The organism is Wolbachia endosymbiont (group A) of Apoderus coryli (assembly GCF_947251615.1).
In the GTDB taxonomy this organism is placed as follows: domain Bacteria; phylum Pseudomonadota; class Alphaproteobacteria; order Rickettsiales; family Anaplasmataceae; genus Wolbachia.
On sequence record NZ_OX366367.1, the window covers coordinates 447,125 to 471,657 of the forward strand.

Genomic DNA, 24,533 nt, shown 5'->3' on the forward strand with positions numbered 1-24,533 from the left:
TAAAAACTATAAACAATTGAGGCTAGAAAGAATAAATATGTAGTTTATGGCAGGAAAAAGTAAAGCAATAGGAGAAGAACTATATAATCAATGCAAGTTAGAATTAAAAAAATATGGAATAAGAGGAGAGATAGGAAGAAGGTTACAAGCAATAATATCAGCAAAGGAGTATGGTATCTCAAAAGTTGCTAAAATATATAGAATTACGAGAACCACATTAATGAAATGGATTGCAAGATTTAAAGAAAAAGGTGTTATTGGGTTTGCAATACAGCCAGGGCGAGGACCTAAGCCAAAACTGAATGAAGAGAAGAAAGAAAAAATAAGAGAGGTAATAGAAGAAGATGGGGCAAATCTGACTGCTAAAAAATTGCAAGGTATAGTTGAAGGAATGTTAGCTATCAAAATAAGTGAGTCAACAGCGAGAAGGCTTATGAAAAAGCTAGGATTTACATATATCACACCTCGCCCAGCGCATTATAAACAAGAGGAGTTCAAAAAAAAATCTCAATGAAATTGTGGAAAAGAACCAGCAAAAAGAGGTATTTTTTTTCGATGAATCGAGATTTGGAACGCACTCGAAAGTTGGACATGGATGGTTTAAAAAGGGCTCAAGAACACAAGTTAAAGTAAAAATCGGAAGAGAAAATTTCTATCTTTACAGTGCTATAAATCCAAGGAATGGAGATGATGTTAGCCTACTTGCTCCACATGTAAATACAGATTGCATGAACATATTTTTGGAGCAGATGTCGAAAGATTTGGGGACTAGAGAAGCTTTTCTTATCATGGATTGCGCAAGTTGGCATAGGTCTAAAGGTTTAAAAACTCCTGAAAATATCACCATAATTTATTTGCCGCCGTACTCGCCTGAGCTTAATCCTGTGGAAAGATTTTGGCAACATTTAAAGGACAATCTAATAAAGAACAAGATGTATGACTCTATTAAATTACTCGAAAATGCTGTATCTGAATTTATTCGAGATATTACGGAAAGTTCGATCAAAACCATTTGCTCTGTGAATTATTTGTCTAGTTATTTGTGAGGGTTGGTATGAGATGCACAATTGATACGATTTGTATGTGTGGAGGTAAGATTACTTTAGAAGATGAAATTATTCATCAGAAGGCAGAGTTGCCAGAAATTAAGCCAATTGTAACTGAGTACAGGTTGCAAAGAGGACATTGTAGAGTATGTAATAAAAGAATTACAGCACATTTACCCAAAGGTGTTGCAAGAGATTTTCTAGGACCCAATGCTAAAACAGTTATAAGCAGCCTTAGCGGCTTTTTTATTAACTCAAAAAGAGAGGTACAGCAAATTTTGGGCAGTATATTTAATCTCAATATAAGCCTTGGTTTAGTCTCAAATACTGAACGCAGGGTATCGAAGAAGTGTGCATCTGAATATGAGAAAATGAAGGAAGAGTTGCAAGGAAGCGAGTATTTGCATATAGACGAAACAGGGCACAGAAATCAAGGAAAGAGAGGCTGGAGTTGGGTAATAACAAACAAAGCGTTGACACTTCTGAAGGTAAGCGAGTCTCGTGGTAAGAAGGTGTTGAAGAGTTTACTGCCAGAATATGATGGTATAGTTGTGAGCGATAGATACGCTGTATACAATTACTTCAATCGTGAAAATAGACAGATATGTTGGGCACATCTGGCAAGAGATTTTGAGAGATTTGCCCATAGTAAAAATGTTGAAGTGAGCAAAATTGGCCAAGCACTAAAATCGCTCAGCAATAAGGTGTTTGTAGTAGATAAGGCAAAAAAACAAAATTTGATAGATAATTTGAGATTTTATCGACTGGTGCGAAAAATTCGGAAAAGGGTAAAACATTTTTTACGTAAAATGACGAGGGTTGCAAATAGCACTCAAGCTTCAAGAATGGCCGCTAAGATGTTACGGTCTGAGGATATGATGTGGAAGTTTTTAAGAAAACCTGAAGTGATAGAAACAACTAATAACCTTGCAGAACGGCAAATTAGACGGTACGTAATTTATCGTAAAAACAGCTTTTTCACCTGGTCAGAACGTGGAGAAAGATTCGTGGAAAGAATGTTGTCGATATTTTTGACATCACGTCTAAATGGCCAGAACCCCTTTCAAAAGCTACAGAATCTAGTAGCTGTCACTGCTTAGTTCTTTATTCATTCTCACAATCCGTGAACGGTTACGAGAAAGATTCGTGGAAAGAATGTTGTCGATATTTTTGACATCACGTCTAAATGGCCAGAACCCCTTTCAAAAGCTACAGAATCTAGTAGCTGTCACTGCTTAGTTCTTTATTCATTCTCACAATCCGTGAACGGTTACCTTTCAAAAGCTACAGAATCTAGTAGCTGTCACTGCTTAGTTCTTTATTCATTCTCACAATCCGTGAACGGTTACGGTAACCTGAGCTATTTAAAGTATGCTCCGCTCTGTTAACTATCCATTCACCATCTACCGCTTGATTAAAAGCTATAAGATTAAGTTTAGCTTCTGCAAATAACTCTGGATTACCAGGTATAGTGATATCCAATACTGCATTATTTCGCTTTAGTTGTTTTAACTTAGCATTTGCTGCACTTAGTGCTGATTCTGCATTTGAGTACATTTCTAACATAATATAACTTGGCTCGCCGCTACCAACTGTTTCTTTAATAGTTTCACCCTTTTCATAGCTATGCCATTTTGCCACTACTGAATTATACTTATCACGTACGGTAAAATGCACTTTCCAGTTAATTGTATCTTGAGGTCTAATAGTCGTTGTTCCTAAAGCTTTTCCTGTGGCTGATTTTGCCATATTCTTTGAAATAAACAATATATACCCACCAGCTAATTTTGCCATTGCTTCACGCTCTGTTGCGATCTTTGTTAACAGACTTATATCACTTTCATCTGCCTGATTAATATGGGGTATCAATACATTCTTAAATTCCTCAGCGACTTTGTATCCATATCCACGTTTTTGGGCTATTTCTTTTACTAAGTTTTCTATGGTAATTTGGCGCCATTCTTTTGATACTTTTGCCTTCAAAGATATTCTTAAATTTGTTGCATGAGCTTTGATTAGTAGAGTCTTAGGTGGACCCTGTATAGTCACTTCGTTGACTGTATATATACCCATTGGAAAGATTCCAATTTCCTTATAACCTAGTGCTATGTTCAATTCATTCGGAATATCTATGCCTTCATCCCTGTAATCAACACACACTTCAACTACATCATCTATTATTCCTGATTCATCTGTAAGGTGCAATGATATAACTCTATCTTTAATTGATTCACATTTATCTATTATAAAATCTGGCTGCATTTATTCCCAGACCTTTAATTTTGACTTTTGTACTATTTTCTTAATAGTAGGAAGCTTTATCTTTAATCCTGCGGGCAAAAAGCTTCCGTATTCTGCCAAACCCAAGTTCTCTGCTAGTACTAATTCCACTACTCCATCCGTAAATCCGTAATGTTTCCAGCAAATCAGATCTAACATCTCATTTTCTTTACTCACATAGTATATAGTCATCTATAGCTTTTTAAACTCAAACTAAATTCAATTTTTCTCGGTAGTCCATTAGGTAAAAAATACATCTGCTTTTCTTCTAACCTAGTAATTACGAATTGTCCTAAAATATTACCTAAACTATCTACTAAAATATGTGGTTTTTCAGTTTCTTTCACACTCTTTAATTGATTTAGCACGTTGAGATTATGCAGATAAATCATTCCTTCTAAATCTATATTTTCTACACCTTGACCGATATTTTGTAATAGTGGCATATTTTCAATACACTCAATCGTGCTCCAACGATTTTCTCTGCTATACTTTAAACTTGTGGGAGCAAACTTATACGGACCAAGAGATAGCATCAATAAAATGTCTCTACCGTATCAAATAAAACATCACGTGACTTTTCTCTTATCCTTTTTATTACTTCATCTGCAAGACTACGAACATCTTGGTTAGGTTCTGCTTTAATGCTGATAGTGTAATTATTAGTGATGTTCTGAGTTTTATTTTGTTCTTTATTTTCAAACTTACTCCTTGCAAATATCTTATCGCTCTCTGTCTCCTCAATAAGGCTTTTGACTCTGAAGCTATTTTTATTTCTCTTTGAAAATTCTTTAATTATACTGTTACCTAGCACAGGATTTCCACTGTTGAGAATATTACTTTTTAGGGGAGTGTGCACTGCTTTTACTTCAGTTTTTCTTTTTTCAAACTCTTTCAGTGGGCTATTTCCCAATACTTTTCCAAATATACTTTCACCTATCCATGAAAAAGCTTCTTCTATGGGTTTTATTATCGATTTCCAAAAGCTAGAGAAAAAGTCTTTTACCTTTTGCCAGTTAGTTATAACAAGTGCTGCGCCAGTGACAAGTCCAGTAATTAAAAGTCCTATAGGGTTACTCATTATAGCGAGTGTTACTGCTCTTAGTCCTGTTACTACTGCAGGAAAAACTGTAGCTGATAAAAATGAAAATACTCCAAGTAGGTTTACTTTCAGACTAAAAATCGTACTTCCTAGCAATGTAAATCCGTATCCTAGTCCCACTGCTACAACTTTTAAACTTATCAAGGCTGCTACAGTACCCATGATTGCTTTGGTTAAAGTTGGATATTTTTCTGCAAATAACGCTATGCTTCTAGTTTTTTCTTGTAAAAATTCAGCTATAGATTTTAAAGTAGGCAGCATCACTGAACCCAGGTTCATACCAACTTCAGCTATTGCGTTGCGAAGAAGTCGTAATTTACTGGCTGTGGTGTCTACACGGTTTTGAAATTCTTTCTGCAACGAGCTCTTGTACTCTTCTGTGTCAGATAGTAACCTTATAGCATCTTCGTATTTGTTAAAACTTCCAGCTAATAATGCAATATCATCTTGATATTCCTGACCGAAAAGTTTCATAAGGATTGTAGAACGTTCCTGGTTATCCATTTTCTTTAGAGCTTGAAAAAAGTAGAGTAATGCTTCTTCGCCGTTTTCGCTTATTCTTTGTACTATTTCTTCTGCAGTTATGCCCATTTGCTCTAATGCTGCTTTAAAATCCCCTCCTTGTTCTTCAGCAGTCTGAAGTTTACTAAGTAGAGCATTTATAGCAGTTGCAGCTTTTGCTGGTTGTTTACCTAAACTAACGAAGGCATTTACTAAACTACTTGTTTCCTTGATGTCAAGACCAAATTGTTTTGCAGTACCACCAACTATTGCTAGAGCTTCAACCATATCTTTTGCTTTGGCAGCAGTGTTATCTGATAAGTGATTGATTACATTACCAACGTATTCCATTTTACTAACATCAATTCCATAAACGTTAGAGAGTTTAGCTATAGAATCACCTGCTTGCTCTGCAGACATATCAAATGCTGTAGACATTTTTGCCACTGTTTCTGTAAACATAAAAAGATCTTCTTTCTTGATACCAAGTTGACCACCACTTGCAGCTATTTGTGCCAGTTCTGCGGCTGATAATGGTATAGTACGTGACATCTCTTTTAACTTCTTTGCAAATTTAGTTGCTTCATCCGTTCCTTTTTTAAAATCTACCACTTTTGTAACATCAGCCATAGCACTTTCAAAGTCAATTGCAACTTTAACTGGAGCTGCAAGCGTTAGCCCTAGCCCAATAGTCTCTATAATTTGTGACTTAAAATGTGCTTTGCTTGCTAAAAAACTTTGGTGACTACGTATTGCAGATCCAAGCTTACCATACTTACCTTTTAATACTTCAATAGAAGAGCCAAGTTTATGTTGGTCACTTACTAAGTACTTAATATTTCTTCCACTTTTTCTTACTTCTTCATTGAATGAATGCAAAGCATCTCTCTTCCTTAAGTATGCCTCTTTTGCTTTTGTTGCAGAAAATTTAGCTTTATCAAACTCAGCTTTTAAAGTTTTGCTCGGTTTCTCTACCTCTTTCATTTGTTTAGCTAAAGATTTTACTTGATCTTCAAAGCCCTTCCACGACCTCCTGCTAGTCAAAACATCATGACCCAACTGCTTAAACTTTGATACTGATTTTAAAGATGAGTCAAGCTTTCTTATATTCTCACCAAGACGGGTAAGTTGATTACTGCTTCCCTTTATTACAGTATTAAAACTGTCATCAAGTACCGCACCTATTTTTATCGATAATACTGACATTTGAACTCCCTAGCTAATTTGCTCCATGAAATAAACTCACTAATCTCCATATCAAGAATGTGCTCAACTCCACCACCTATGATAGAGCCAAGCACTAGTATTTCTAATCTCAAGTTTTTTGGATAATCGGTGAAAAAAAATCCTTTAATACCTCTTGAACTTTCACATAATCAGCAATATCTAACTCTTCAATTGCTTCTTTTGCAACTGATGTCAAATTGGCAGTCAAAGTTACTTCCTTACTCAGATCACTACCATTAAGGCGTTCTATTGCCAAATAGTCTCTAACTTTTGGACGTCTAACAGTAAGTTCTGAGACAGAAATACCATCAACTGTTATTGGGTTATTAAGTGTTATAGCTTGCATGTTCCTCCTTAAAAAGTTAATTAAATAAAAGTCTATATCGGCTTTTACATAACTAATTTCTTTGTATGGTGCTATAAATAGGATTAGCTTTGATAAGAATCTTTTCTGTGTTCAATTGAAGTAATAACTACTGTATGTTCTGGTACATCTATATAATAAAGTATACGATAGGTACTCACCCGTAGACTACGTTGTCCACTTAAGTTATGCTTTAATGGCTTTCCAAGTCCAATTGGATCAACTGTTAGACGCTCCATTATTGCCTTCTTAATCATTAACTTTACTTTTGCTGGAAGAGCCGGAATGTCTTTCTTTATAACAGATTCTGAATAGTCTATATTGTAAGGCTTAATCCCAGAAGGCATCTTGATGTTTAACCCTCTTTTCTTTATAGCGTTCGTCAGCAATCTTAGATAATTCCATATCTTCAATTTCTTCTTCCATTAATTCAGTTAATAACTTTAAAACGGACTTGTCTTGAGATTGTGCTACACTAACAAGTAAACCAGTTAGCTGCTCTATGTGATTTATACGAGCTTTAGAGTCCATATTAACTATATACCTATAACTTCCTGTATTTTAACATTTTTATGTAATTTTGTCAACTATATTAGATCCCTAAGACCGCTTGTAACAAAGCCATTGTAAGTTAAAAATGTGATATAAAAGAGATAAGAGGGAAAGATAACCCTACTCACTATAGGAATAGGGCTATCACGGGCATGTGCGACCGAAGAGCCATTGGTATTACAACCGTTCAGATCAAGGTACACTAGCCCCATCTCTCGATACGTTTGAATAGTTGCATGGGACATATGTATGCACCCGTTTACAATCTTAAATTAATTAAACTATCGAGGTTATTTATTATGATTACATCTTATCAAAATTTCATTGGAATTGATATCGGAAAATTTAAAAATGTTGCCGCAACTCACAACCAAAAGAGCACTATCAAGTTTGACAATGATGCTACTGGTTGGCAACAGTTGTTTCAAAAATTTTCAGATATCCTACCTAATTCTCTAGTAACTTTGGAAAACACTGGAAAATATGAGCTTGGCTTAGCACATTTTCTTGTTGATAAGAATGTTGCTGTACATCGAGCTAATACTCGCAAAGTAAAAAGCTTTGTCATATCTCATGGAACTTTAGCAAAGTCTGATCAATCAGATGCAAGAGCTCTTGCTCAATATGGATGTGAACGCTATAGTACTCTATCTCTATTTGTGCCTATGTCAAAAGAACAAACAGCCTTAGTTGCACTTTGTCAACGACGTGATGACATTACACAAATGAGAGTTCAAGAGAAATGTAGACTGAAAGCACCTGAAAACGAGCATATAAAAGAAAGTTGCCAAAAAACCATTGACTTTTTTAACGGTCAGATAAATGAGATCAATAATGCAATACAAAAAATCATTGATGAAAATCTAGAGTTACAAAAGCGCCAAAAAATACTTAGAACAGTACCGGGAATAGGTATCAAGTTATCTCAAGATTTTGTATGCCTGATGCCAGAACTTGGCTACTTAAACAAAAAAGAAGTTGCAAGTCTTGCTGGAGTTGCCCCGCATCCAAAAGAAAGCGGTAAAACTATTGGTTACCGAAGGATAACAGGTGGTAGAAGCAATGTTCGTGCAAAGCTTTTTACTGCTGCTATGGCTGCTGCAAAGTCTAAATCTGTACTTGGTGCTTTTTATTCTGATCTCATTGGTAGAGGTAAAAAAAAGATGGTAGCTATAACAGCTCTAATGCGTAAAATTATAGTGATTGCTAATGCAAGACTTAAAGAAGCAGTCAACGTAAATTTTTAAAATCTGCATAGAAAATAGGTTGATGAATATGTGCGCCCACACAAATTTAAAGCACATATTCATCAACCATACGGTCTAAGCAGTGGTAGTTGTTTGATATAAATTTCTTTCTGTAGTAAACTAGGGTTTTTGTTACCAAAAATACATTTTTTAATTGAATAAAAATACAAAGTTATAAACAAGAGTTGTAATAAAACTAAATTCAAAAAATTTAAAAAAACATAGTTGATCTGATGTTGGAGGAAGTTATGAAGCATTCATGAGACAGCAGCTGAGAGCTATTGCAATAGGCACAGGGATAACATACGAACAACTAACAGGAGATTTAACGGGTGTTAATTATTCATCAATCAGAGCAGGACTGATAGAGTTTCGTCGTCGATGCGCTATGCTGCAACATAACATTATGGTATTCCAATTTTGTAGACCAGTATGGAGTAGATGGCTAGAGTTAGCAGTACTTTGTGGAGAACTCCGTATAGATGAAAAAGTGGCAAAAGCAGCGAAAGAAGAAGTAAAATGGATACCACAGGGATTTGATTGGGTGGATCCACTGAAAGATCAACAAGCACAACAGATGGCAGTAAGAAATGGCTTCAAGAGTCGCTCAGAAGTTGTTTCAGAATTGGGTTACGATGTTGAAGAAATTGATCAAGAGATTGCCGAAGATCAAAAGCGAGCTGATTCTTTTGGACTTTGTTTCGATTCTGACATTAATCATAAAAGGGAAGGAAGGTGATGTGGATAAATAAACCAGTAATGGTAGAGAGAAGAAGCTTTGAACTATTATCATTATATAATAGCAAACAACCTATCTTTAAGAACTTAAAGCATTTTCATATAAACCCAAAAGGAATAGCAATAATACGTATTTATGGAGTTTTGACAAAAAAAACAGAAGCTTTTGATCATATTTTAGATATGACTTCGTATGAAAATATTCATGAAGAGATAGAGAGTGCTTTAGAAGATAAAAGCATAGAGACGATTCTACTTGACATAGATAGTCCAGGTGGAGAAGTAAATGGAGTGTTTGATCTAGCTGATTTTATCTACGGTGTAAGAGGAAAAAAGAGGATAATAGCGATAGCAAATGATGATGCGTACTCTGCTGCATATGCTATAGCTTCAAGCGCTGAAAAGGTTTTTGTGTGTAGAACCTCTGGTGTTGGAAGTATAGGTGTTATTGCAAGTCACATTGACCAAAGCGGTTTTGATGAAAAGCAAGGAATAAAATACACAACTATTTTTGCAGGCAAGAGAAAGAATGATTTAAATCCACATGAGCCAATGACGTCTGAAAGTCTGGAAAGCTTACAAAAAGAAGTAGACCGACTATATGAAATGTTTGTGCAGCTAATAGCAAGAAACAGAGGTCTTTCAATTGAAAAGATTCGATCAACAGAAGCAGGTCTATATTTTGGCGAGAAAGCAGTAGAAATAGGTCTTGCAGATGGAGTTACAACATTTTTTGAATTTATTAACAAAGGAGAAAATACTATGAATAAACAAACTACAACTGACCTAGAAACTGATAATTTAACTAAGTATCGTACTGAAGTTGTTGAATTAATACGTTTATGTAACTTATCACGAATGCCAGAGAAAATAGGAGAATTTATTGAGCAAGGCGTAAGTGTTGAGCAAGCAAGGGAGGTTTTAATGGAATTACTTGCAGAGAGAACGAAGAAGACAGAGATACTGAGTGCAATACCACAGAATTCGCAGGAAGATTTGATGACACAGGTAGCGAAAAGTCGGTGCATTTAAATTTTATAACCGCCATATATAGTGCTCTGCGGTAAATAAGTGTCCAAAATGCGCCATAATGGCTAATTATAAGGTAATAACCGCAGTGTATAGCAGTTATAAACACGGCGGTAAAAAAAATAAAAAAAGGAGAGAAAAAGACATGATAAGTATAACTGAAGGAAATAATTTAGGCGATCTTCTGAAATATGAAGTGTCCAACCTATATTCAAGAGACCAAATAACAGTAGCTAAAGGTCAAAATCTTAAGCTTGGTGCAGTAGTTGCCAAAAAGACGGAAGATGGTTTTATTAGAGTACTTAATCCTGCTGGAACAGATGGCACACAAACAGCAATAGGTGCAATAGTAAGTGATGTAAATGCGACAGAAAATGCCAAAGCAGTAATTATTACTCGTGGTGCAATACTAGCAGATCATGCAGTTGTGTGGCCAGCAAATATCACTGAAGAACAGAAAGCTGCAGCAATAAAGCAACTTGAAGGACGAGGGATCATTGTCCGCAAGGGAGTGTAACTTAAATTAATAAGGGGGAAAAAGAATGCAAAATCCATTTACAAATACAGCATTTAGCATGACGGCACTAACAAATGCGATGAATATATTGCCGATAAATTATGGACGAGTTGAAAATCTAAATTTGTTTCCAAGTAGGTCAGTAAGATTTAGACATATTACAATAGAAGAACATAATGGAGTTTTAAGTCTACTACCAACGCAAGTACCAGGGGCACCAGCAACAGTAGGAAAACGTGGTAAAAGAAAGGTAAGGACATTTACCATTCCTCATATTCCTCATGATGATGTGGTGTTACCAGAAGAAGTGCAAGGAATAAGGGCATTTGGATCAGAGAGTGAACTGAAAGCGCTGGCAGATGTAATAACTGACCATTTGCAGCTAATGAGAAATAAACATGCAATAACGTTGGAGCATTTGCGTATGGGAGCGCTGAAAGGAATAATTTTAGATGCTGATGGGTCAGAATTATTAAATCTGTACAACGAATTTAAAATAACACCAAAAGTAGTAAATTTCGCCCTTGGAACAGCAACAACAGATGTAAAACGTAAGTGTCTGGAAGTATTGCGGCATATTGAAGACAACTTAAGTGGTGAATATATGACCGGGATTCATGCTTTAGTAAGCCCTGAGTTTTTTGATGCACTTACTTCTCATACTAAAGTAAAAGAAGCATATGAAAGATGGCAAGAAGGAGCAGCGCTTCGGAATGATATGAGGTCAGGGTTTACGTTCTGTGGAATCACATTTGAGGAATATAGAGGGCAAGCAACTGATCCTGAAGGAACCGTGAGAAGATTTATAGAAAGAGATACAGGGCACTGTTTTCCAGTAGGAACAGCAAGTACATTTACAACATATTTTGCACCAGCAGACTTTAATGAGACAGTAAATACCCTTGGACAGCCACTATATGCAAAACAAGAGCCAAGGAGGTTTGATAGAGGAACTGATTTACATACACAGTCAAATCCTCTGCCAGTGTGCCACAGACCAGGAACATTAGTAAAAGTCGTTGCAGCATAACAATACTGGTAGAGTAACTACAAGTTGGTGAGGCACAAGAGGACTCTACTAGTATATACCTTATTAGCATACTTATGAAAGAATGCAAGAGAATATTAAGAGATTACTAAAAGATTGTTTTGCCCATTTAGGAGAAGTGGCTTTGTATAAATCAAAGGATAAGTCATACATGGTACAAGTATTAAAGCAACAGCCAGATAAATTATACGAGATTGGTGAAGGACAATTTGTGGAAGAAACTTTAGCGTTAGAAGTAAGTGCGTTTGATGTGTTAAGGCCAATAGTAGGAGATGTTTTTGTTATAGGTGATCGAAGATATAAAGTACACTCACCGCCACTTAGAGACAAGTCTGGAATAACGTGGAAAATAAAAGCGTCTGGGGTGTAAAATGTCTGTTCATATAGAAGTTGAGGTAATAGAAAATGTAAATGCTAAAAGAAGAAAAGTAGAATTAGCAACGGTAAAGGCATTAAACAAAACGGCACTATGGTTAAAAGCGCAAGCAGCTAAGGAAATCAGTGAAGAAAAGCAGATAAAATTAAGTTTGATAAGAAAGAGATTAAGAATTTTTAAGGCGAAAACTAGCAGATTAGACGTGTTGATTAGAGCAAATCTCTATGACATTAGAGCATCGACAATTGGCAAGATACAAAAAACAAGAAGAGGATCGAAAGTAGGAAAGCATGAGTTTATAGGAGGATTTGCAGCAGTTATGCCAAAAGGAAATAGCGGTATTTTTAAGCGTGAAGGAAGAACAGCCCTGCCAATAAAGGAAATTAAGTTGCCACTAGAACCTGAGGCTTCAAGGATAATAGGAAATCTTGTTAATTATGAGGTTGAGGAAGTATTTACAAAATTTTTTGAACGTGAATTGAGCTATAAAGGATGAATTTGAAAGATTTACATCAAGCAATTTGTACTAAGTTAAAGGAAGAAATACCGGCTATACAGACATGTGAAATTTATCCAGCAATAAGAAAAGAATTATTAGCGCCAGCGGTATTTGTAGAGCTTGTGAGTTTAGAATCGGGAAAAGATCCTGGAACAGAAGAATTAGCGCTAAAAGCAAGATTTGAAGCAAGGGTTGTAGTTGATGGAACAGTCGAGGATTCCTCGGTAGTTGTTAGAACATTAGCTACAGAAGTAGCAAGAGTAGTAAATAAAAATACTTGGAACGTGAAGAGTGTTTCACCAGGAGAATTTATCTCTGCGGAAATTGACGGATTTAGGCCAGAATTGGATGCGTATTTAGTGTGGTTAGTGGAGTGGACTCATGAAGTGCATGCGGGTAAATCAGTATGGTCAACTGGCATAATGCCACATGTTATTGAGATAGGTGAAGTGCATGTTAGACCATAGTTTTGCAATTTCAGAGCTAAATAGAAAAGTAGCGAATATCATTCGTATAGGCCTAGTTAAAGAAATAGACTATGAAAAAGCAAAAGTAAGAGTGAAAATAGGAGAATTTTTAACAGATTATTTACCATGGATAACAAGCAAAGCAGGAAAAGATAGAGATTGGTCTCCTCCAGATATTGATGAGCAGGTTATGGTATTTTCTCCTCTTGGTGAATTATCATTAGGAGTAGTGTTAGGAGGGATATACCAGGAAAAATACCCTGCACCAGAGAATAAAAAAGAAATAAATAGTGTGAAGTTTCAAGATGGAACAAAGTTGTCATACGATAAAGATAAACATCATTTAGAGATTGAAGTAGTAGATAAAATAACACTGAAGGCTGGGGAATCGAGCATAGAGATGACAAAAAGTGGAATAAAACTGAAAGGAAGTAGAATAGACCTAAATTAAAATACATGGGAAAAACAGTAGCTTGTGTAGGAGATTATTGCAGTGGGATACCAGCTCATGTTTGTATGAGTGGAAGCAGCAATGTTTTTGAGAAAGGAAGATCTGTGTGTCGAAAAGGTGATATTGCAACTTTGGGAGAGACGATAGTACAAGGTTCAAACAGAGTATTTGTGAATGGTATTGGTGTAGCGAGAACAGGAGATTTAGTATCGTGTGGTTTTCATATGATGGGTAATAGTAAAAATGTATTTGTAGGGTAAAAAGATGCGCGGTATGAGTGCTACTAGTGGAAAGGAATTGGAAGGTTTAGACCATCTTAAACAATCGATAATTGATATATTAACCACTCCAGTAAACAGTAGAATAATGAGGAGAAGTTATGGTTCAAGGCTACTTGAATTAGTTGATAAACCGATAAATAGAGATTTAACACTTGAGATATATGCAGCAACAGCAGAAGCTTTGGAAAAATGGGAAAAAAGGTTTAAATTAGAAAAAGTAAAAATTACAGAAGTAAAAGAGGGAAAAGTAACGCTTGACCTGGAAGGATTATACGTGCCAAGTGGGAAAAACATTCGCTTTGATGGGGTTGTGGTATAAAGATGCAGCAGCCAAATATTATCGAGCCACTGAACTTTGAGGAAATCTTTTCCAGAATGAAGGAGGAGTTAGTGTGTAGAGATGAAACCTTTTCAGCGTTAGTAGAATCCGATCCAGCGATAAAGATTCTGGAGGTAGCAGCCTGGCGAGAACTTTTGCTCAGACAAAGGATGAACGAAGCAGTAAAGAGTAATTTACTGAAATTTGCAAGGGGAGAAGATCTTGATAATTTGGCTGAATTTTATGGAGTAGAGAGGCAGAAAGAAGAAGATGATGAACGATTTAGAAAAAGAATTAAAGCAAAGATAGCAGGTTGGTCAACAGGAGGAAGTAAGGAATATTATAAATATCATGCACTGTCAGCAGATAGTAGAGTAAAAGATGCACTAGTGGAATCAACTATACCAGGGAAAGTACAAATTTCAATCTTATCAACACAATTATCCACAATTGGCATAGCGTTAGAAGAGCTACTTAAAATTGTAAAAAAGCAGGTTACTAGAGATGATATAAGGGTTTTAACAGATACGATAACAGTAATTGGTTGCAATATTACGGAAATAGATATTCACAGCAGAATGAGCATAAGTCCTGTAATATCAGAGGAAGAAATCAAGAAGCAGTTCATTAAGAAGTTTGAAGCAAATAGAAGACTGGGATGGAATGTTACAAGATCATGGATAATAGCAAATCTATTTGTAGAGGGTGTAGAAAATGTGGAATTAATCGAGCCAAGAGAGGATGTTATGGTGCTAGGTAACGAGTGTGCAAATTTGGGAAATTTAAAGATTGAGTTGAATTAATGTTACTGCCACCAAATGCAACAAAACAGGAAAAAGCGCTAGTAGATGCGATAGATTATAAAGTAGATCCAGGCTGTATCAGAGGATTTAAGTTTAGTCTTAAAGAAGAAACATTGCCGTGGTTGATTGAGGAATATGAATTGGGGGAAATTTTACGTTGGATAAAGGATAAAAGAAAAGCCGTAGTAGAAGGAGTAAAATTTCAAAGACTGAGAGGAACTCCAGCATCACTCAAAATAGCACTAAAATGGGCAAATATAGAAGATATTACAATTATTGAGGAGCCACCTGGCAAGCACTTTTTTGAATTACAGATAGGAATAAAAGATGTTCCAAATGACTTTTTTGTGGATGCAGTAGTAGAACTTGCAAAACTATCGTTACCAGCAAGATCGCGGCTAATGAGGATTTTCAATGATCACTATAACGTTGATAGGTTTATTTTAGATGAAAGTTTATTCGGCAGCTTATTGTCAGACTATTCAGGTAGAAAAGTTGAAAAAGATGGACCAGTACTGTCATTTGGTCGGAAGAATACATTTGAGCTAAAAAGCTTAAATCCAAATTTTAAGTTTAGCACTTTTCGGATTCATTATGAGCAAGCATTTAGTAATGACATATATCGATTAGATGTAGCAGTACTTGGAGAAACAGAGCCTCACACAAAGGATTACAAAGGCATCTATGAAAGGAGTCATCAGTGGTACAATTTAAAAGCACTATATCTATTACCACAAAGTTTATTACCAGAAATAAAGTTTGCTAAGGCACAGATAGTATTATCGGACAGTTGGAATTTAGGAGAAATAAATAGCTGTTTTCCTCTTTGTTATCAAGAAGAGATAGGAGGCACACTTTTCCTTGGTAATGATAAACTTTCTGATCAGCTATGGAACTTGGAATACAAACCAATTTTGGAAAGATTTAATATCAGCTATGAATATGAAGCAAAGAATCTTACTGATCAAGAGGTTGCGAAAGCTAATTTAACGGAATATCACGTTAGTTGCGAAAATGATAGAAGTTCAGGAAAAGAAGATTCGATACACGAATTAGAAAATTACATTTTAGTGTTTTACCCGGGAGTACTGAAGTGGCACGAACATAGACATTTGCACAGAAGTTGGAAAGATAGTCGAATAATATCTCTAATAAGTTAAGTACTTATATTTAGATACTAATATATTATATTAATAATAGGTAAAAGTGTATGAAATAAAAAGAAAAAGACTTGCTTTCTCATGCCAAAAAGGACATGACTTGAATAGCAGCAGGTAAATATAAGAAATTTATCTAACGCTAGAAAAGCTAGTTTTGTGAGGTATGAAATGAGTTTTAGCAAGTTTTTTAAAGAAGTATCAAGTAAAGATATTAATAAAAGAAATGAAGAAGGAGAGACGATATTGCATCAAGCAGTAGAAATCTCCGATTACAAAACAGTGAGGTTCTTAATAAAGAAAGGAGCAGAGGTAAATGCAAGAGATAAAAATGGTTATACGCCACTACACTGTGCAGTATTTGCAAAAAGCTTAGAAAATGTAAAAGTGCTGCTAAGGTCTGGAGCAGAAGTAAATGCCACTCAATATGTCACTGGATGTACGCCACTCCACTCTGCGTGCAAGATGGGAGGAGCAGGAGTTGAAATAATAAAAGAGCTAGTAAAAGCAGGAGCTGAGGTTAATCAACTGAATAAATATGGCGCAACACCAATGTATTACATCTGGGAAAGTGAAAAGTATCGTCTATGTGATAGCAAAGGGAGTGAAAAGGCAAGTAAATTTTTGAGAGAAAAAGGAGGAGTAACAAAAAGTAGAGAACTGACATGCTATGAAATAGAGAGGCTAGTGGGAGAAATAGCAGACATGTTGAATGGGAGTTATTTACCGGAGCTAAAAATAATAGAGATAGGAGAAATAAGGAAGAGAGACAAATCACTAATAAAGGAAGAATGTGAAAATTTAGCAAGCAAAATAATAAGCCAAGTAAGTGAAATGATAGATGAGGTGGTGAAAAGTAGGGCTTAAAATTCAAAAAAAAGGTGAGGTAGGTTATGAGTAAAAAAGGAAAAGAGGAGTCACTATTAGAGAACTCGTTTAAAAATATTTATGCAAGAGATGAGAATGGAAGAACAGCTCTGCATTATGCGGTAGACGCAAAAACAGTGAAGTTATTAGTCGAAAAAGGAGCGAATGTGAATGCAGCAGATGCAAGAGGATATACAGCACTGCATCTAGCGGTAACGGAGAAACGTCTAGAAACCGTGAGAGAATTAATAAAATCAGGAGGGAATGTAAATGCTGAGGAATATGGAAATAAATGCATACCTCTACACCTTGCGTGCATGGTAGGTGAAAAAGAAATAGTGGAGGAGCTGGTAAAAGCTGGAGGAGAAATAGAACACGAGGATGAATGTGGGATGACAGCAATGGATTATGCGAAAAATAGCAAAGAGATAACTGAAATATTGAAGAAAGAAACAGAAAGAATTGAAAAGTTATTTGAACAGCAAAGTGGGAAACCTTCTATGAGAGGCTAAAGATATGGAGAAAGAAATAGAAAAGAAAGTAATGAATTTAGAGAAAAAACCTTTGGGTGAAATGAGAAAAATATGGAAGAAGGTATATGGGGAAGAGGCGCCTAGATACTCAAAGAAATATCTGATACCGAGACTAGCATATAGAATACAGGAGGAAGCATATGGAAAAATGTCAAGAAAAGGGTCAAAAAGACTAGATTATTTAGCAGATCGGCTAGAGAAGGGAAAAAGAATAAGTAGTGACAAATTACCAGTAGAAGGGACAGAATTAATACTAGAGAGAGGTGAGGAAACGCATGCAGTAATGGTAACAGATAAGGGTTTAATCTACAAAGAAGAGTTTTATACATCATTATCAGCAGTAGCCGGAAAAATAATGGGAATGAGCTACAATGGGCCGCTTCTATTTGGAATGAGAGATAAGGAGAAAGAATGCTGAAAGAGGTAAGATGTGCGATATATACTAGGAAGTCAAATGAAGATGGTCTAGAGCAGAAGTTTAATAGCCTTGATGCGCAGCGAGTAGCATGTGAAAAGTACATAAAGAGCAGAGAGGGTTGGGTAATATTGGCCAAAAGGTACGATGATGGAGGTTTCTCAGGAAAGAATTTAGAAAGACCAGCAATAAAGGAATTATTTGAAGATGTAAAGGCAGGAGAAGTAGATTGTGTGGTAGTATATACGCTAGACAGATTATCAAGGGAAACAAAAGATAGTATAGAAGTTACATCATTTTTTAGAAGACATAGAGTAAATTTTGTAGCAGTAACGCAGATATTTGACAATAATACGCCAATGGGAAAGTTCGTACAAACAGTGTTATCAGGAGCAGCGCAACTAGAAAGAGAAATGATAGTAGAAAGGGTAAAAAATAAAATAGCAACATCAAAAGAACAAGGGTTGTGGATGGGTGGAACTTTGCCGCTGGGATATGATGTAAAAGATAAAGAATTAATAATAAATGAGAAAGAAGCGAAAATAGTAGGGCATATATTTGAAAGATATTTGGAGCTGAAGTCGATGGCAGAGTTGGCAAGGGAGTTAAACAGAGAAGGGTACCGTACGAAAGGAAAATCAGATATCTTTAAAAAAGCGACGGTGAGAAGAATAATAACAAATCCAATATATATGGGAAAAATACGGCATTATGAGAAAGAGTATGAAGGAAAACATGAAGCAATAATAGAAGAAGAAAAATGGCAAAAAGCGCAGGAATTGATAAAGAATCAGCCGTATAGAAAGGCAAAATATGAGGAGGCACTACTAAAGGGAATAATAAAGTGCAAGAGCTGTGGTGTAAATATGACACTAACGTATGCGAAAAAAGAAAATAAAAGGTACCGATATTACGTGTGCAATAATCATTTAAGGGGAAAAGGTTGTGAATCAATAAACAGAACTATAGTAGCAGGAGAAGTAGAAAAAGAAGTAATAAGAAGAGCTGAACTCCTATATGAAAATTTGGAAGAAAAAGTGGAAGAATGGAAAAATTTAAGTTTTGGAAAGCAGAAAGAAGTAGTGAAAAAGTTAATAAAGGGAGTAATGGTAAGAGAAGATGGAATAGAGGTGCATTCTGAATCAGAGGAAAAGTTTATACCAATAAAAAAGAAAGGAAACAAATGCATAGTAGTAGAGCCAGAAGGTAAAACAAATAATGCGTTACTCAAAGCAGTGGTAAGATCCCATTCTTGGAAACGGCAACTAGAAGAGGGAAAGTATGGAAGTGTGAAAGAGCTAAGTGCCAAAATTAATATAGGTACAAGACGTATACAGCAAATTTTAAGGTTAAATTATTTAGCTCCAAAGATTAAAGAAGATATAATAAATGGGAGGCAGCCAAGGGGTTTGAAGTTATCTGACTTGAGGGAAATACCGATGCTGTGGAGTGAGCAGATGGAAAAGTTTTATGAGTTGTTATCTTAACAATTAATACTTTGCTAATACAAATTATCTATACAAGAGGTAAAAGAGAAAAATAACATGAGAATATTAAAAGAAGCTAATAAAGCAAATATAACCTATGAATTGGCAAGAGAAGAGGGTAGGTTAACAGGCAAAGATGAAGAAAGGCTTTTTAAGTTGTTAAAAAAAATAGGAAAGGGTAAAAGTATTAGTAAAGAATTTAGTAAATCTGATTATAATACACGAAAGTTCTTACTAGTAATAGTAACTGATACACATGGAGGTAGAATTGAAAGGTTCACACTATTACATTACGCTAAATTTTGCAAGAATGAGCGAGCCACGAGAGATATTTTAGAAGAAGCTAAAAAACATGATCTTTCTGAGGAGGTTAATAATGAGAAAATAGTCTCACACTACTTAGGGAGTCATGGAGAACTAATACACACATATAGTGCTGTTGAAGATGGTGTAGTAAGGGTAAAAGATCTTAAGGATTGGAGTAATAAGAAAGTGATAAAGCCAAATGTAACAACTGCCACTCTAGACATACCAAGTGATATCACATCATTGAAAAGTGACGAAGAAGGAAAAAACTCGTTAATAGAAACTATTATCGAAGGATCGGTGACTTGTAATGTTTCAAAAGATATTGAAGAAGTTTCGGATAAAGAAAATTTTTATGTAGAACAGCAAAAAGAAATTACCGATACCATAGAAACTAGCATTTGGCCATGCAAGAAGATTAATAATGGTGAAGATATTAGCATTTATCAATCGATGTATGAGAAGAATAGAGAAACTCAAGGGAATTTCACTAACTCAGGAAAAACGTTGGTAAAAGAGCTGAATGCTTTCAGAATCCTTTCTTCTAACCCTTGTGTTAACGATAAATCTTGCAAAGTTACAGATAGAGAATCATCAACAAAAACGATTCAACAGAGAGCTATCCTGGCTGGTGTCGTCGGGGTAGTACTACTGGTAAGTGGTGTTGTATTCCATATTATGGAAATGCCTACTATAGGAGTGGTTGGAATAATTGCTGGATTGGCATGCATAAGTTTTGCATTGTATAGTACCCTAGAACCGAGTACAAAGCTAGAAAACGTAGAACAATCCTTCCAATCCAACGCAAAAGAATATTACTAAAAAACATGGGTATTAAAATAATTTCCCAAGAAATACTTTTAATTTATTAACCAAACACTAAACCGACTGCTATTTTCCTCAAGGCGATACATCAACTTAATAGGTATATCGTTAAACTACTCATTATCATAGTCAGGATATTGTGGAGGAGCTTCTCCTTGCTTTTAGACCCTAAATTCTAGATTAGAGGTAAAAGAGAAACTTTAAATAGGTATACTTTCTTTTTCTTGTCCACTTAATGTACCTTTAACTTACGTTAAATTAACCAGGAGCAAAAAAATAACACAAGTCAAATATAACATTACCCACATATCTTATCCTATTCGGACTATTACGAGAAATGCCATACTTTAGAAAAATGCTTAACTGAACTTTCACTCGTTCTAACAGCATATACTTACTTTTAATGACTAATGATATGGTTGTTGCTAGAAATAGGCGTTCTTAGGCCTTTAAGATGACTGTTTACTTTCAGCGAATCGTCTAAATCATACTCTATTTTTTGTGTTTTTATCTCGAATTTAAATCCTAATTTTTCGCAGAATTTTTGAAAATATTCTTTAATAACATCAAACAAGTTTCTACCTTCCTCTTTATAATTTTTTAGTTCATTAGGAATAGTAAGTAATAATTTTCCATCTTTATAGGTTACACCATCTTTACCATCTTGAGACTCAAGTACAAATTCAAGTGAAGTCGATAGATCGCATATTTTTTCTCCTGGATTATCAAATTTGGTTACAGGTATTTCCATATCAGACTTTACTCTTATATTATTATGACCAGTGTAATCAATATTTATTACTTTATCAGGGTCTAGAAGTGTTAATTGATAATTACTCAGTGCAGAGTGATATTCAATAAATATACCTGCTAAGTATCCTGCTTGATTACAATTAGTAACTAGCTCTTCTAAGATAGGGTCACTCGGAACTTTTGCTTCAGCATATTTAAACATTTCCTTAAAAACTTCTTTTACAAATGGGCGGTAGTTCTTATTGTCATCTCCTACTTTTAGTAATAAATCCATGTGCTCTCTTCCAGCATTGTAAAATCTCTCGAAATCTTTCCTATATGAGTTGGTTTTCTGATAATCAGGAATTTCAAGATTTTTACAATGACTTTCCCATAATTCACTTAACGCATTATATGCAAGCTCTTTTTCAAGATCTTTTAGAACTGAATTAACAAAATCCCTACCATGATCTGTGTCTATTTCTCTTTGTTTTTTTCTTACGGTTTCAGTACTATATATATTATCACTATTAAAAAGGTTGCTTTTGCGACATTTAGCTCCTTCCATTAATGCAGAGGTTAAAACTGTATCTATAATTTTTCCATCAATAACAAAATTCATTCTTGAAACATCCAAATACATTGTTTCACCAGAGTTTGCTGATTTATTGCTCTTACCAGCCTTTAATTTACTAAAACCAAATTCTTTAATTTGAGCCTTTAATGTAACTATTGGATTTGCTTTTGTCATACTCCCCCTTTACTAAAGCCTTGAAAATTGATTATACTATAGGAATTGTTAATAGATTATTGACGATATATGAGTGTAACAATGGCTTTGTACTACCTGTATAATAAATACGCTAAGGCAAAGTTAATACTTTCTACCTAGTAATTTCCTCCCTAGAAACCCTTCTTAACTCTTCACGTTCTGCCCATTTCTTGCCAGATTCTCTTATTACTTCGGGAAGCATTAATCCACCAGATCTTTCAAAGTACCCATTTTTAATAGCATCATAAACCCAATCTTCACCAAGTGCACAATCATTACCTAATTCTTCTTTTCTACCTTTGAATTTTTTTAATATTTCCTCTCTATTACTCACTTTTACTATAATTTTGCTTTTATCCTGTACGTCAGGATACAGTCTAACATCTACATTTCCCAAACTAGTATAGAAGGTTAATACTATATCGCTGCCTTCTGTAAGATCTGTGTAATACCTTATTCCACCTTCGGTTTGAATTTCTACTTCACTTTTACCAATCCTTATTATATCTCTTTCATATTTTATGCTTCCCTGAGTTAATCCTAAATTTCCTGCTCTATCTGTAATCTTTGCAACATCTATTATGCTGTCTCCAGAATATTCTAAGTAGAGAGTAGAGTTATCTATTCTTACATCATACAACTCACCATTTGTGGTACTTTTTGCCAATTCAATAAACTTATGAGCATTGCTAATATAATTTTCATGAGCTTTTACCATATTAGCTTTATGATCATAAAATTCTGATTCCAGTGCATCAATTATACCAATACCAATTTTACTGTTAAACACTGCTCCTCTTGATACCAACTTACATATTATGTTGCTGGCAACTTTAGGATTTTTCTCTAGCTTACTGATTTTTTCTATTACATGATCTACAAAATTGTATGCTTTTTTACCTTGAGAAGACTGATTAGAAAGAGCAATCCTTACTCCGGAGCTTATAGCTTTATTTACGACTTCTTCTAGTTTATACATATCTTGAACTTCAGATATCTTACTTAAAAATTTATTCAGCTTTACCTGATTTGGTGTATTCCATAAAGTTGATTTTACACAATACTTTTCTCCCACATTATAAAAAGATCCACGACAATCTAAGAGAGAATCTTCTTTTTTGCAAAAAATACCTGCTCCTACCGATAGAAATAAATCTACTACTTCCTTATCAATGTACCGAGCATAATTAAGTATTTTTGAACTACCATCTATGTCTCGAATACTAAAAATTACCTTCAGGTCTTCGCTATTCTTGTGTTTACCTAGAAACTCTTTTAGATTTTTAATGAAGTCAGCAGCGTAACCTGAATGATCCTCATATGCACCAAAACATTCATCAAGCATACGGTATAATTCTGCACTAAAACTCTTTTGGTCATGGGTGAGAAAGCATTCCTCAATATAGTAGTGATGATTATCAATTGCGATCTGCAGTGGGGTTGCTCCTTTTTTATCCTGTATGTTAGAATTAGCTTTTTTCTCTATAAGTAAATTAACATAGTCAGCATGACCAATACTAGCGGCATAATGTAAGGGTGTTTCTCCTCTGTGATCTTTTATATTAGGATTGGCCTTTCCTTTTAAAAGAGAAGCTGCACTAGCAAGAACATCAGTATAATGCAGGGGAGTCCTTCCTTTATCATTCTGTATGTTAGGATTAGCACCTGCCTCTAGTAGTAAATCTACAGTTTCATTATATCCTTGAGTTACCTTACCTACAGAAGATACTAGGTGCAATACTGTTAATCCAGATTCTCCTCTTTTAAGGTTAAGAACAGTTTTGAGGTCTTGATTATTCTTATTGCTTTGTAGGAAATTTTTAAGTTTTTCAATATAGTACTCACAATGTCTATCTTCTTTTTGATCATAATAACATGGATCTAAACCTTTAACGATGTTTAGTAATTCTCTATTTAACTCCTTTTGACTTCCTGTTAAATTAGGTGTACTAGCAACCCATGTACATACTATACCGTCAAACGAAAGTTTACTATCCATTAAAAGACGAGAATTAAGCGATGAAAAAAGATGTTTTTTTATCAATTGATACTCTTCATCTAATATTTTGTCAGTGCTTAAATCTTCTCCTAGCTTTTGCTCATATGCTTTTTTATCTTGCCCAGTAATACATTCATTAACAATCATACCACACCTCCTACTAGCCTAGATATATTATGTACAATATATAATATTAGTCAAGCTAATTTCAACATAATCTTTTCATATTTTTGTTAAGTTTTTATGGTGAGTACTACTACTAGGTTAAAAGTTGTTTATTACTGGAAGTTTTAGCCAATCTTACTATAAATCAACAAAATTGAGAACACCAGCTATATTTAATATATAGGAATATGATGCTTTAAAGGAGTACAAAAACTGCTGAAGCTTATACAGTAACCTGCGGAGCCACTTCAGCAGAATAAACAAACACATGCCAGTATTAGTAGAGAATTATTTATAAGTCAACTAACTTTTTCAAAAAATATTTTAGTGAAGATACCATGCTAGCTAGTGTTATAAAGAATTGAATTATTGACTCTTCCTAAGATTGCGCATCCCAAAACGAAAAGCTCTCACGCTTGTTATTTTTA

The 24,533-nt window shown here is 34.9% G+C and carries 28 protein-coding genes and 1 pseudogene; 20 read left to right on the forward strand and 9 right to left on the reverse strand.

Annotated elements, in window-relative coordinates:
- Positions 1-46: 46 nt before the first annotated feature.
- Positions 47-1,046, forward strand: a protein-coding gene (locus OPR43_RS02350) for an IS630 family transposase (protein WP_265035308.1) whose coding sequence is annotated in 2 segments (ribosomal slippage) — positions 47-496 and positions 498-1,046 — 999 coding nt in all. Because the reading frame shifts where the segments join, the coding sequence is not laid out codon by codon here.
- Positions 1,047-1,054: 8 nt separating this feature from the next.
- Entirely contained in the window at positions 1,055-2,146 is a 1,092-nt protein-coding gene (gene tnpC, locus OPR43_RS02355; RefSeq protein WP_265035310.1) for an IS66 family transposase, read from the forward strand.
- A 193-nt stretch (positions 2,147-2,339) separates the two neighbouring features.
- On the opposite strand, the gene OPR43_RS02360 is transcribed toward tnpC, so the two are convergent.
- From OPR43_RS02360 to OPR43_RS02390, 7 genes are all read right to left on the reverse strand, one after another.
- Positions 2,340-3,308, reverse strand: coding sequence for a contractile injection system protein, VgrG/Pvc8 family (locus tag OPR43_RS02360; protein WP_265035312.1), 969 nt, complete (start codon positions 3,306-3,308; stop codon positions 2,340-2,342).
- Entirely contained in the window at positions 3,309-3,518 is a 210-nt protein-coding gene (locus tag OPR43_RS02365) for a tail protein X (protein ID WP_010081876.1), read from the reverse strand.
- A complete protein-coding gene (locus OPR43_RS02370) occupies positions 3,515-3,862 on the reverse strand; it encodes a phage tail protein (protein WP_022626303.1) in 348 nt (115 codons plus the stop codon). The genes OPR43_RS02365 and OPR43_RS02370 overlap by 4 nt, the downstream gene beginning before the upstream one ends.
- Entirely contained in the window at positions 3,862-6,135 is a 2,274-nt protein-coding gene (locus OPR43_RS02375) for a phage tail tape measure protein (RefSeq protein WP_265035314.1), read from the reverse strand. The genes OPR43_RS02370 and OPR43_RS02375 overlap by 1 nt, the downstream gene beginning before the upstream one ends.
- 109 nt (positions 6,136-6,244) lie before the next feature.
- Complete coding sequence (locus OPR43_RS02380; RefSeq protein WP_007303022.1) at positions 6,245-6,502, reverse strand: phage tail assembly protein; 258 nt, start codon at positions 6,500-6,502, stop codon at positions 6,245-6,247.
- 83 nt (positions 6,503-6,585) lie between these two features.
- Entirely contained in the window at positions 6,586-6,867 is a 282-nt protein-coding gene (locus tag OPR43_RS02385) for a type II toxin-antitoxin system RelE family toxin (protein ID WP_010082215.1), read from the reverse strand.
- On the reverse strand, positions 6,851-7,051 hold the full coding sequence (locus tag OPR43_RS02390; protein WP_265035316.1) for a hypothetical protein: 201 nt from the start codon (positions 7,049-7,051) through the stop codon (positions 6,851-6,853). Before OPR43_RS02390 ends, OPR43_RS02385 begins: the two co-directional genes overlap by 17 nt.
- 320 nt (positions 7,052-7,371) lie before the next feature.
- Between OPR43_RS02390 and OPR43_RS02395 the strand changes: the two genes are divergently transcribed.
- From OPR43_RS02395 to OPR43_RS02480, 18 genes and pseudogenes are all read left to right on the forward strand, one after another.
- Positions 7,372-8,319: an IS110 family RNA-guided transposase gene (locus OPR43_RS02395; protein WP_265029711.1), complete on the forward strand. Its 948-nt coding sequence runs from the start codon at positions 7,372-7,374 to the stop codon at positions 8,317-8,319.
- Positions 8,320-8,548: 229 nt separating this feature from the next.
- Positions 8,549-9,058 (forward strand): annotated as a pseudogene (locus OPR43_RS02400) (phage portal protein); the annotation flags it as partial.
- Positions 9,058-10,089, forward strand: a complete 1,032-nt coding sequence (locus tag OPR43_RS02405) for a S49 family peptidase (protein WP_214303340.1) — start codon at positions 9,058-9,060, stop codon at positions 10,087-10,089. The pseudogene OPR43_RS02400 and the gene OPR43_RS02405, both read left to right, overlap by 1 nt.
- Before the next feature lie 142 nt (positions 10,090-10,231).
- Positions 10,232-10,603, forward strand: a complete 372-nt coding sequence (locus OPR43_RS02410; protein ID WP_265035633.1) for a head decoration protein — start codon at positions 10,232-10,234, stop codon at positions 10,601-10,603.
- A gap of 25 nt (positions 10,604-10,628) precedes the next feature.
- Complete coding sequence (locus tag OPR43_RS02415; protein ID WP_214303341.1) at positions 10,629-11,633, forward strand: major capsid protein; 1,005 nt, start codon at positions 10,629-10,631, stop codon at positions 11,631-11,633.
- Positions 11,634-11,715: 82 nt separating this feature from the next.
- Complete coding sequence (locus tag OPR43_RS02420) at positions 11,716-12,021, forward strand: head-tail joining protein (protein ID WP_214303342.1); 306 nt, start codon at positions 11,716-11,718, stop codon at positions 12,019-12,021.
- Between the two features lies 1 nt (position 12,022).
- Positions 12,023-12,523 (forward strand): phage tail protein, encoded by a 501-nt coding sequence (locus OPR43_RS02425; RefSeq protein WP_265035319.1) that lies wholly within the window; start codon positions 12,023-12,025, stop codon positions 12,521-12,523.
- Entirely contained in the window at positions 12,520-12,993 is a 474-nt protein-coding gene (locus OPR43_RS02430) for a hypothetical protein (RefSeq protein ID WP_265035321.1), read from the forward strand. Before OPR43_RS02425 ends, OPR43_RS02430 begins: the two co-directional genes overlap by 4 nt.
- Entirely contained in the window at positions 12,980-13,444 is a 465-nt protein-coding gene (locus OPR43_RS02435; protein WP_264731788.1) for a phage baseplate assembly protein V, read from the forward strand. Before OPR43_RS02430 ends, OPR43_RS02435 begins: the two co-directional genes overlap by 14 nt.
- 5 nt (positions 13,445-13,449) lie before the next feature.
- Positions 13,450-13,704 (forward strand): PAAR domain-containing protein, encoded by a 255-nt coding sequence (locus OPR43_RS02440; protein WP_114517809.1) that lies wholly within the window; start codon positions 13,450-13,452, stop codon positions 13,702-13,704.
- Positions 13,705-13,708: 4 nt separating this feature from the next.
- Positions 13,709-14,044: a GPW/gp25 family protein gene (locus OPR43_RS02445; protein ID WP_264731790.1), complete on the forward strand. Its 336-nt coding sequence runs from the start codon at positions 13,709-13,711 to the stop codon at positions 14,042-14,044.
- Between the two features lie 2 nt (positions 14,045-14,046).
- Positions 14,047-14,847 carry a baseplate assembly protein gene (locus OPR43_RS02450; RefSeq protein WP_265035324.1) on the forward strand — a complete coding sequence of 267 codons (801 nt, stop codon included), beginning with the start codon at positions 14,047-14,049 and terminating at the stop codon, positions 14,845-14,847.
- Positions 14,847-16,007, forward strand: coding sequence for a phage tail protein (locus OPR43_RS02455; RefSeq protein WP_265035326.1), 1,161 nt, complete (start codon positions 14,847-14,849; stop codon positions 16,005-16,007). Before OPR43_RS02450 ends, OPR43_RS02455 begins: the two co-directional genes overlap by 1 nt.
- 168 nt (positions 16,008-16,175) lie before the next feature.
- On the forward strand, positions 16,176-16,871 hold the full coding sequence (locus OPR43_RS02460; RefSeq protein WP_265035328.1) for an ankyrin repeat domain-containing protein: 696 nt from the start codon (positions 16,176-16,178) through the stop codon (positions 16,869-16,871).
- A 26-nt stretch (positions 16,872-16,897) separates the two neighbouring features.
- Positions 16,898-17,383 (forward strand): ankyrin repeat domain-containing protein, encoded by a 486-nt coding sequence (locus tag OPR43_RS02465; RefSeq protein WP_265018079.1) that lies wholly within the window; start codon positions 16,898-16,900, stop codon positions 17,381-17,383.
- 4 nt (positions 17,384-17,387) lie between these two features.
- The gene (locus OPR43_RS02470) at positions 17,388-17,822 is read left to right on the forward strand and encodes a DUF2924 domain-containing protein (protein ID WP_265035329.1); all 435 of its coding nucleotides are present in this window, start codon (positions 17,388-17,390) and stop codon (positions 17,820-17,822) included.
- On the forward strand, positions 17,816-19,306 hold the full coding sequence (locus OPR43_RS02475; protein ID WP_265035330.1) for a recombinase family protein: 1,491 nt from the start codon (positions 17,816-17,818) through the stop codon (positions 19,304-19,306). Before OPR43_RS02470 ends, OPR43_RS02475 begins: the two co-directional genes overlap by 7 nt.
- A gap of 57 nt (positions 19,307-19,363) precedes the next feature.
- Entirely contained in the window at positions 19,364-20,434 is a 1,071-nt protein-coding gene (locus OPR43_RS02480) for a hypothetical protein (RefSeq protein WP_265035332.1), read from the forward strand.
- Positions 20,435-20,837: 403 nt separating this feature from the next.
- Here OPR43_RS02480 and OPR43_RS02485 read toward each other — a convergent pair whose 3' ends face one another.
- Both OPR43_RS02485 and OPR43_RS02490 read right to left on the reverse strand, forming a co-directional pair.
- Positions 20,838-21,920, reverse strand: a complete 1,083-nt coding sequence (locus OPR43_RS02485) for a hypothetical protein (protein ID WP_265035334.1) — start codon at positions 21,918-21,920, stop codon at positions 20,838-20,840.
- Between the two features lie 133 nt (positions 21,921-22,053).
- Complete coding sequence (locus OPR43_RS02490; protein WP_265035337.1) at positions 22,054-24,087, reverse strand: ankyrin repeat domain-containing protein; 2,034 nt, start codon at positions 24,085-24,087, stop codon at positions 22,054-22,056.
- Positions 24,088-24,533 lie beyond the last annotated feature (446 nt).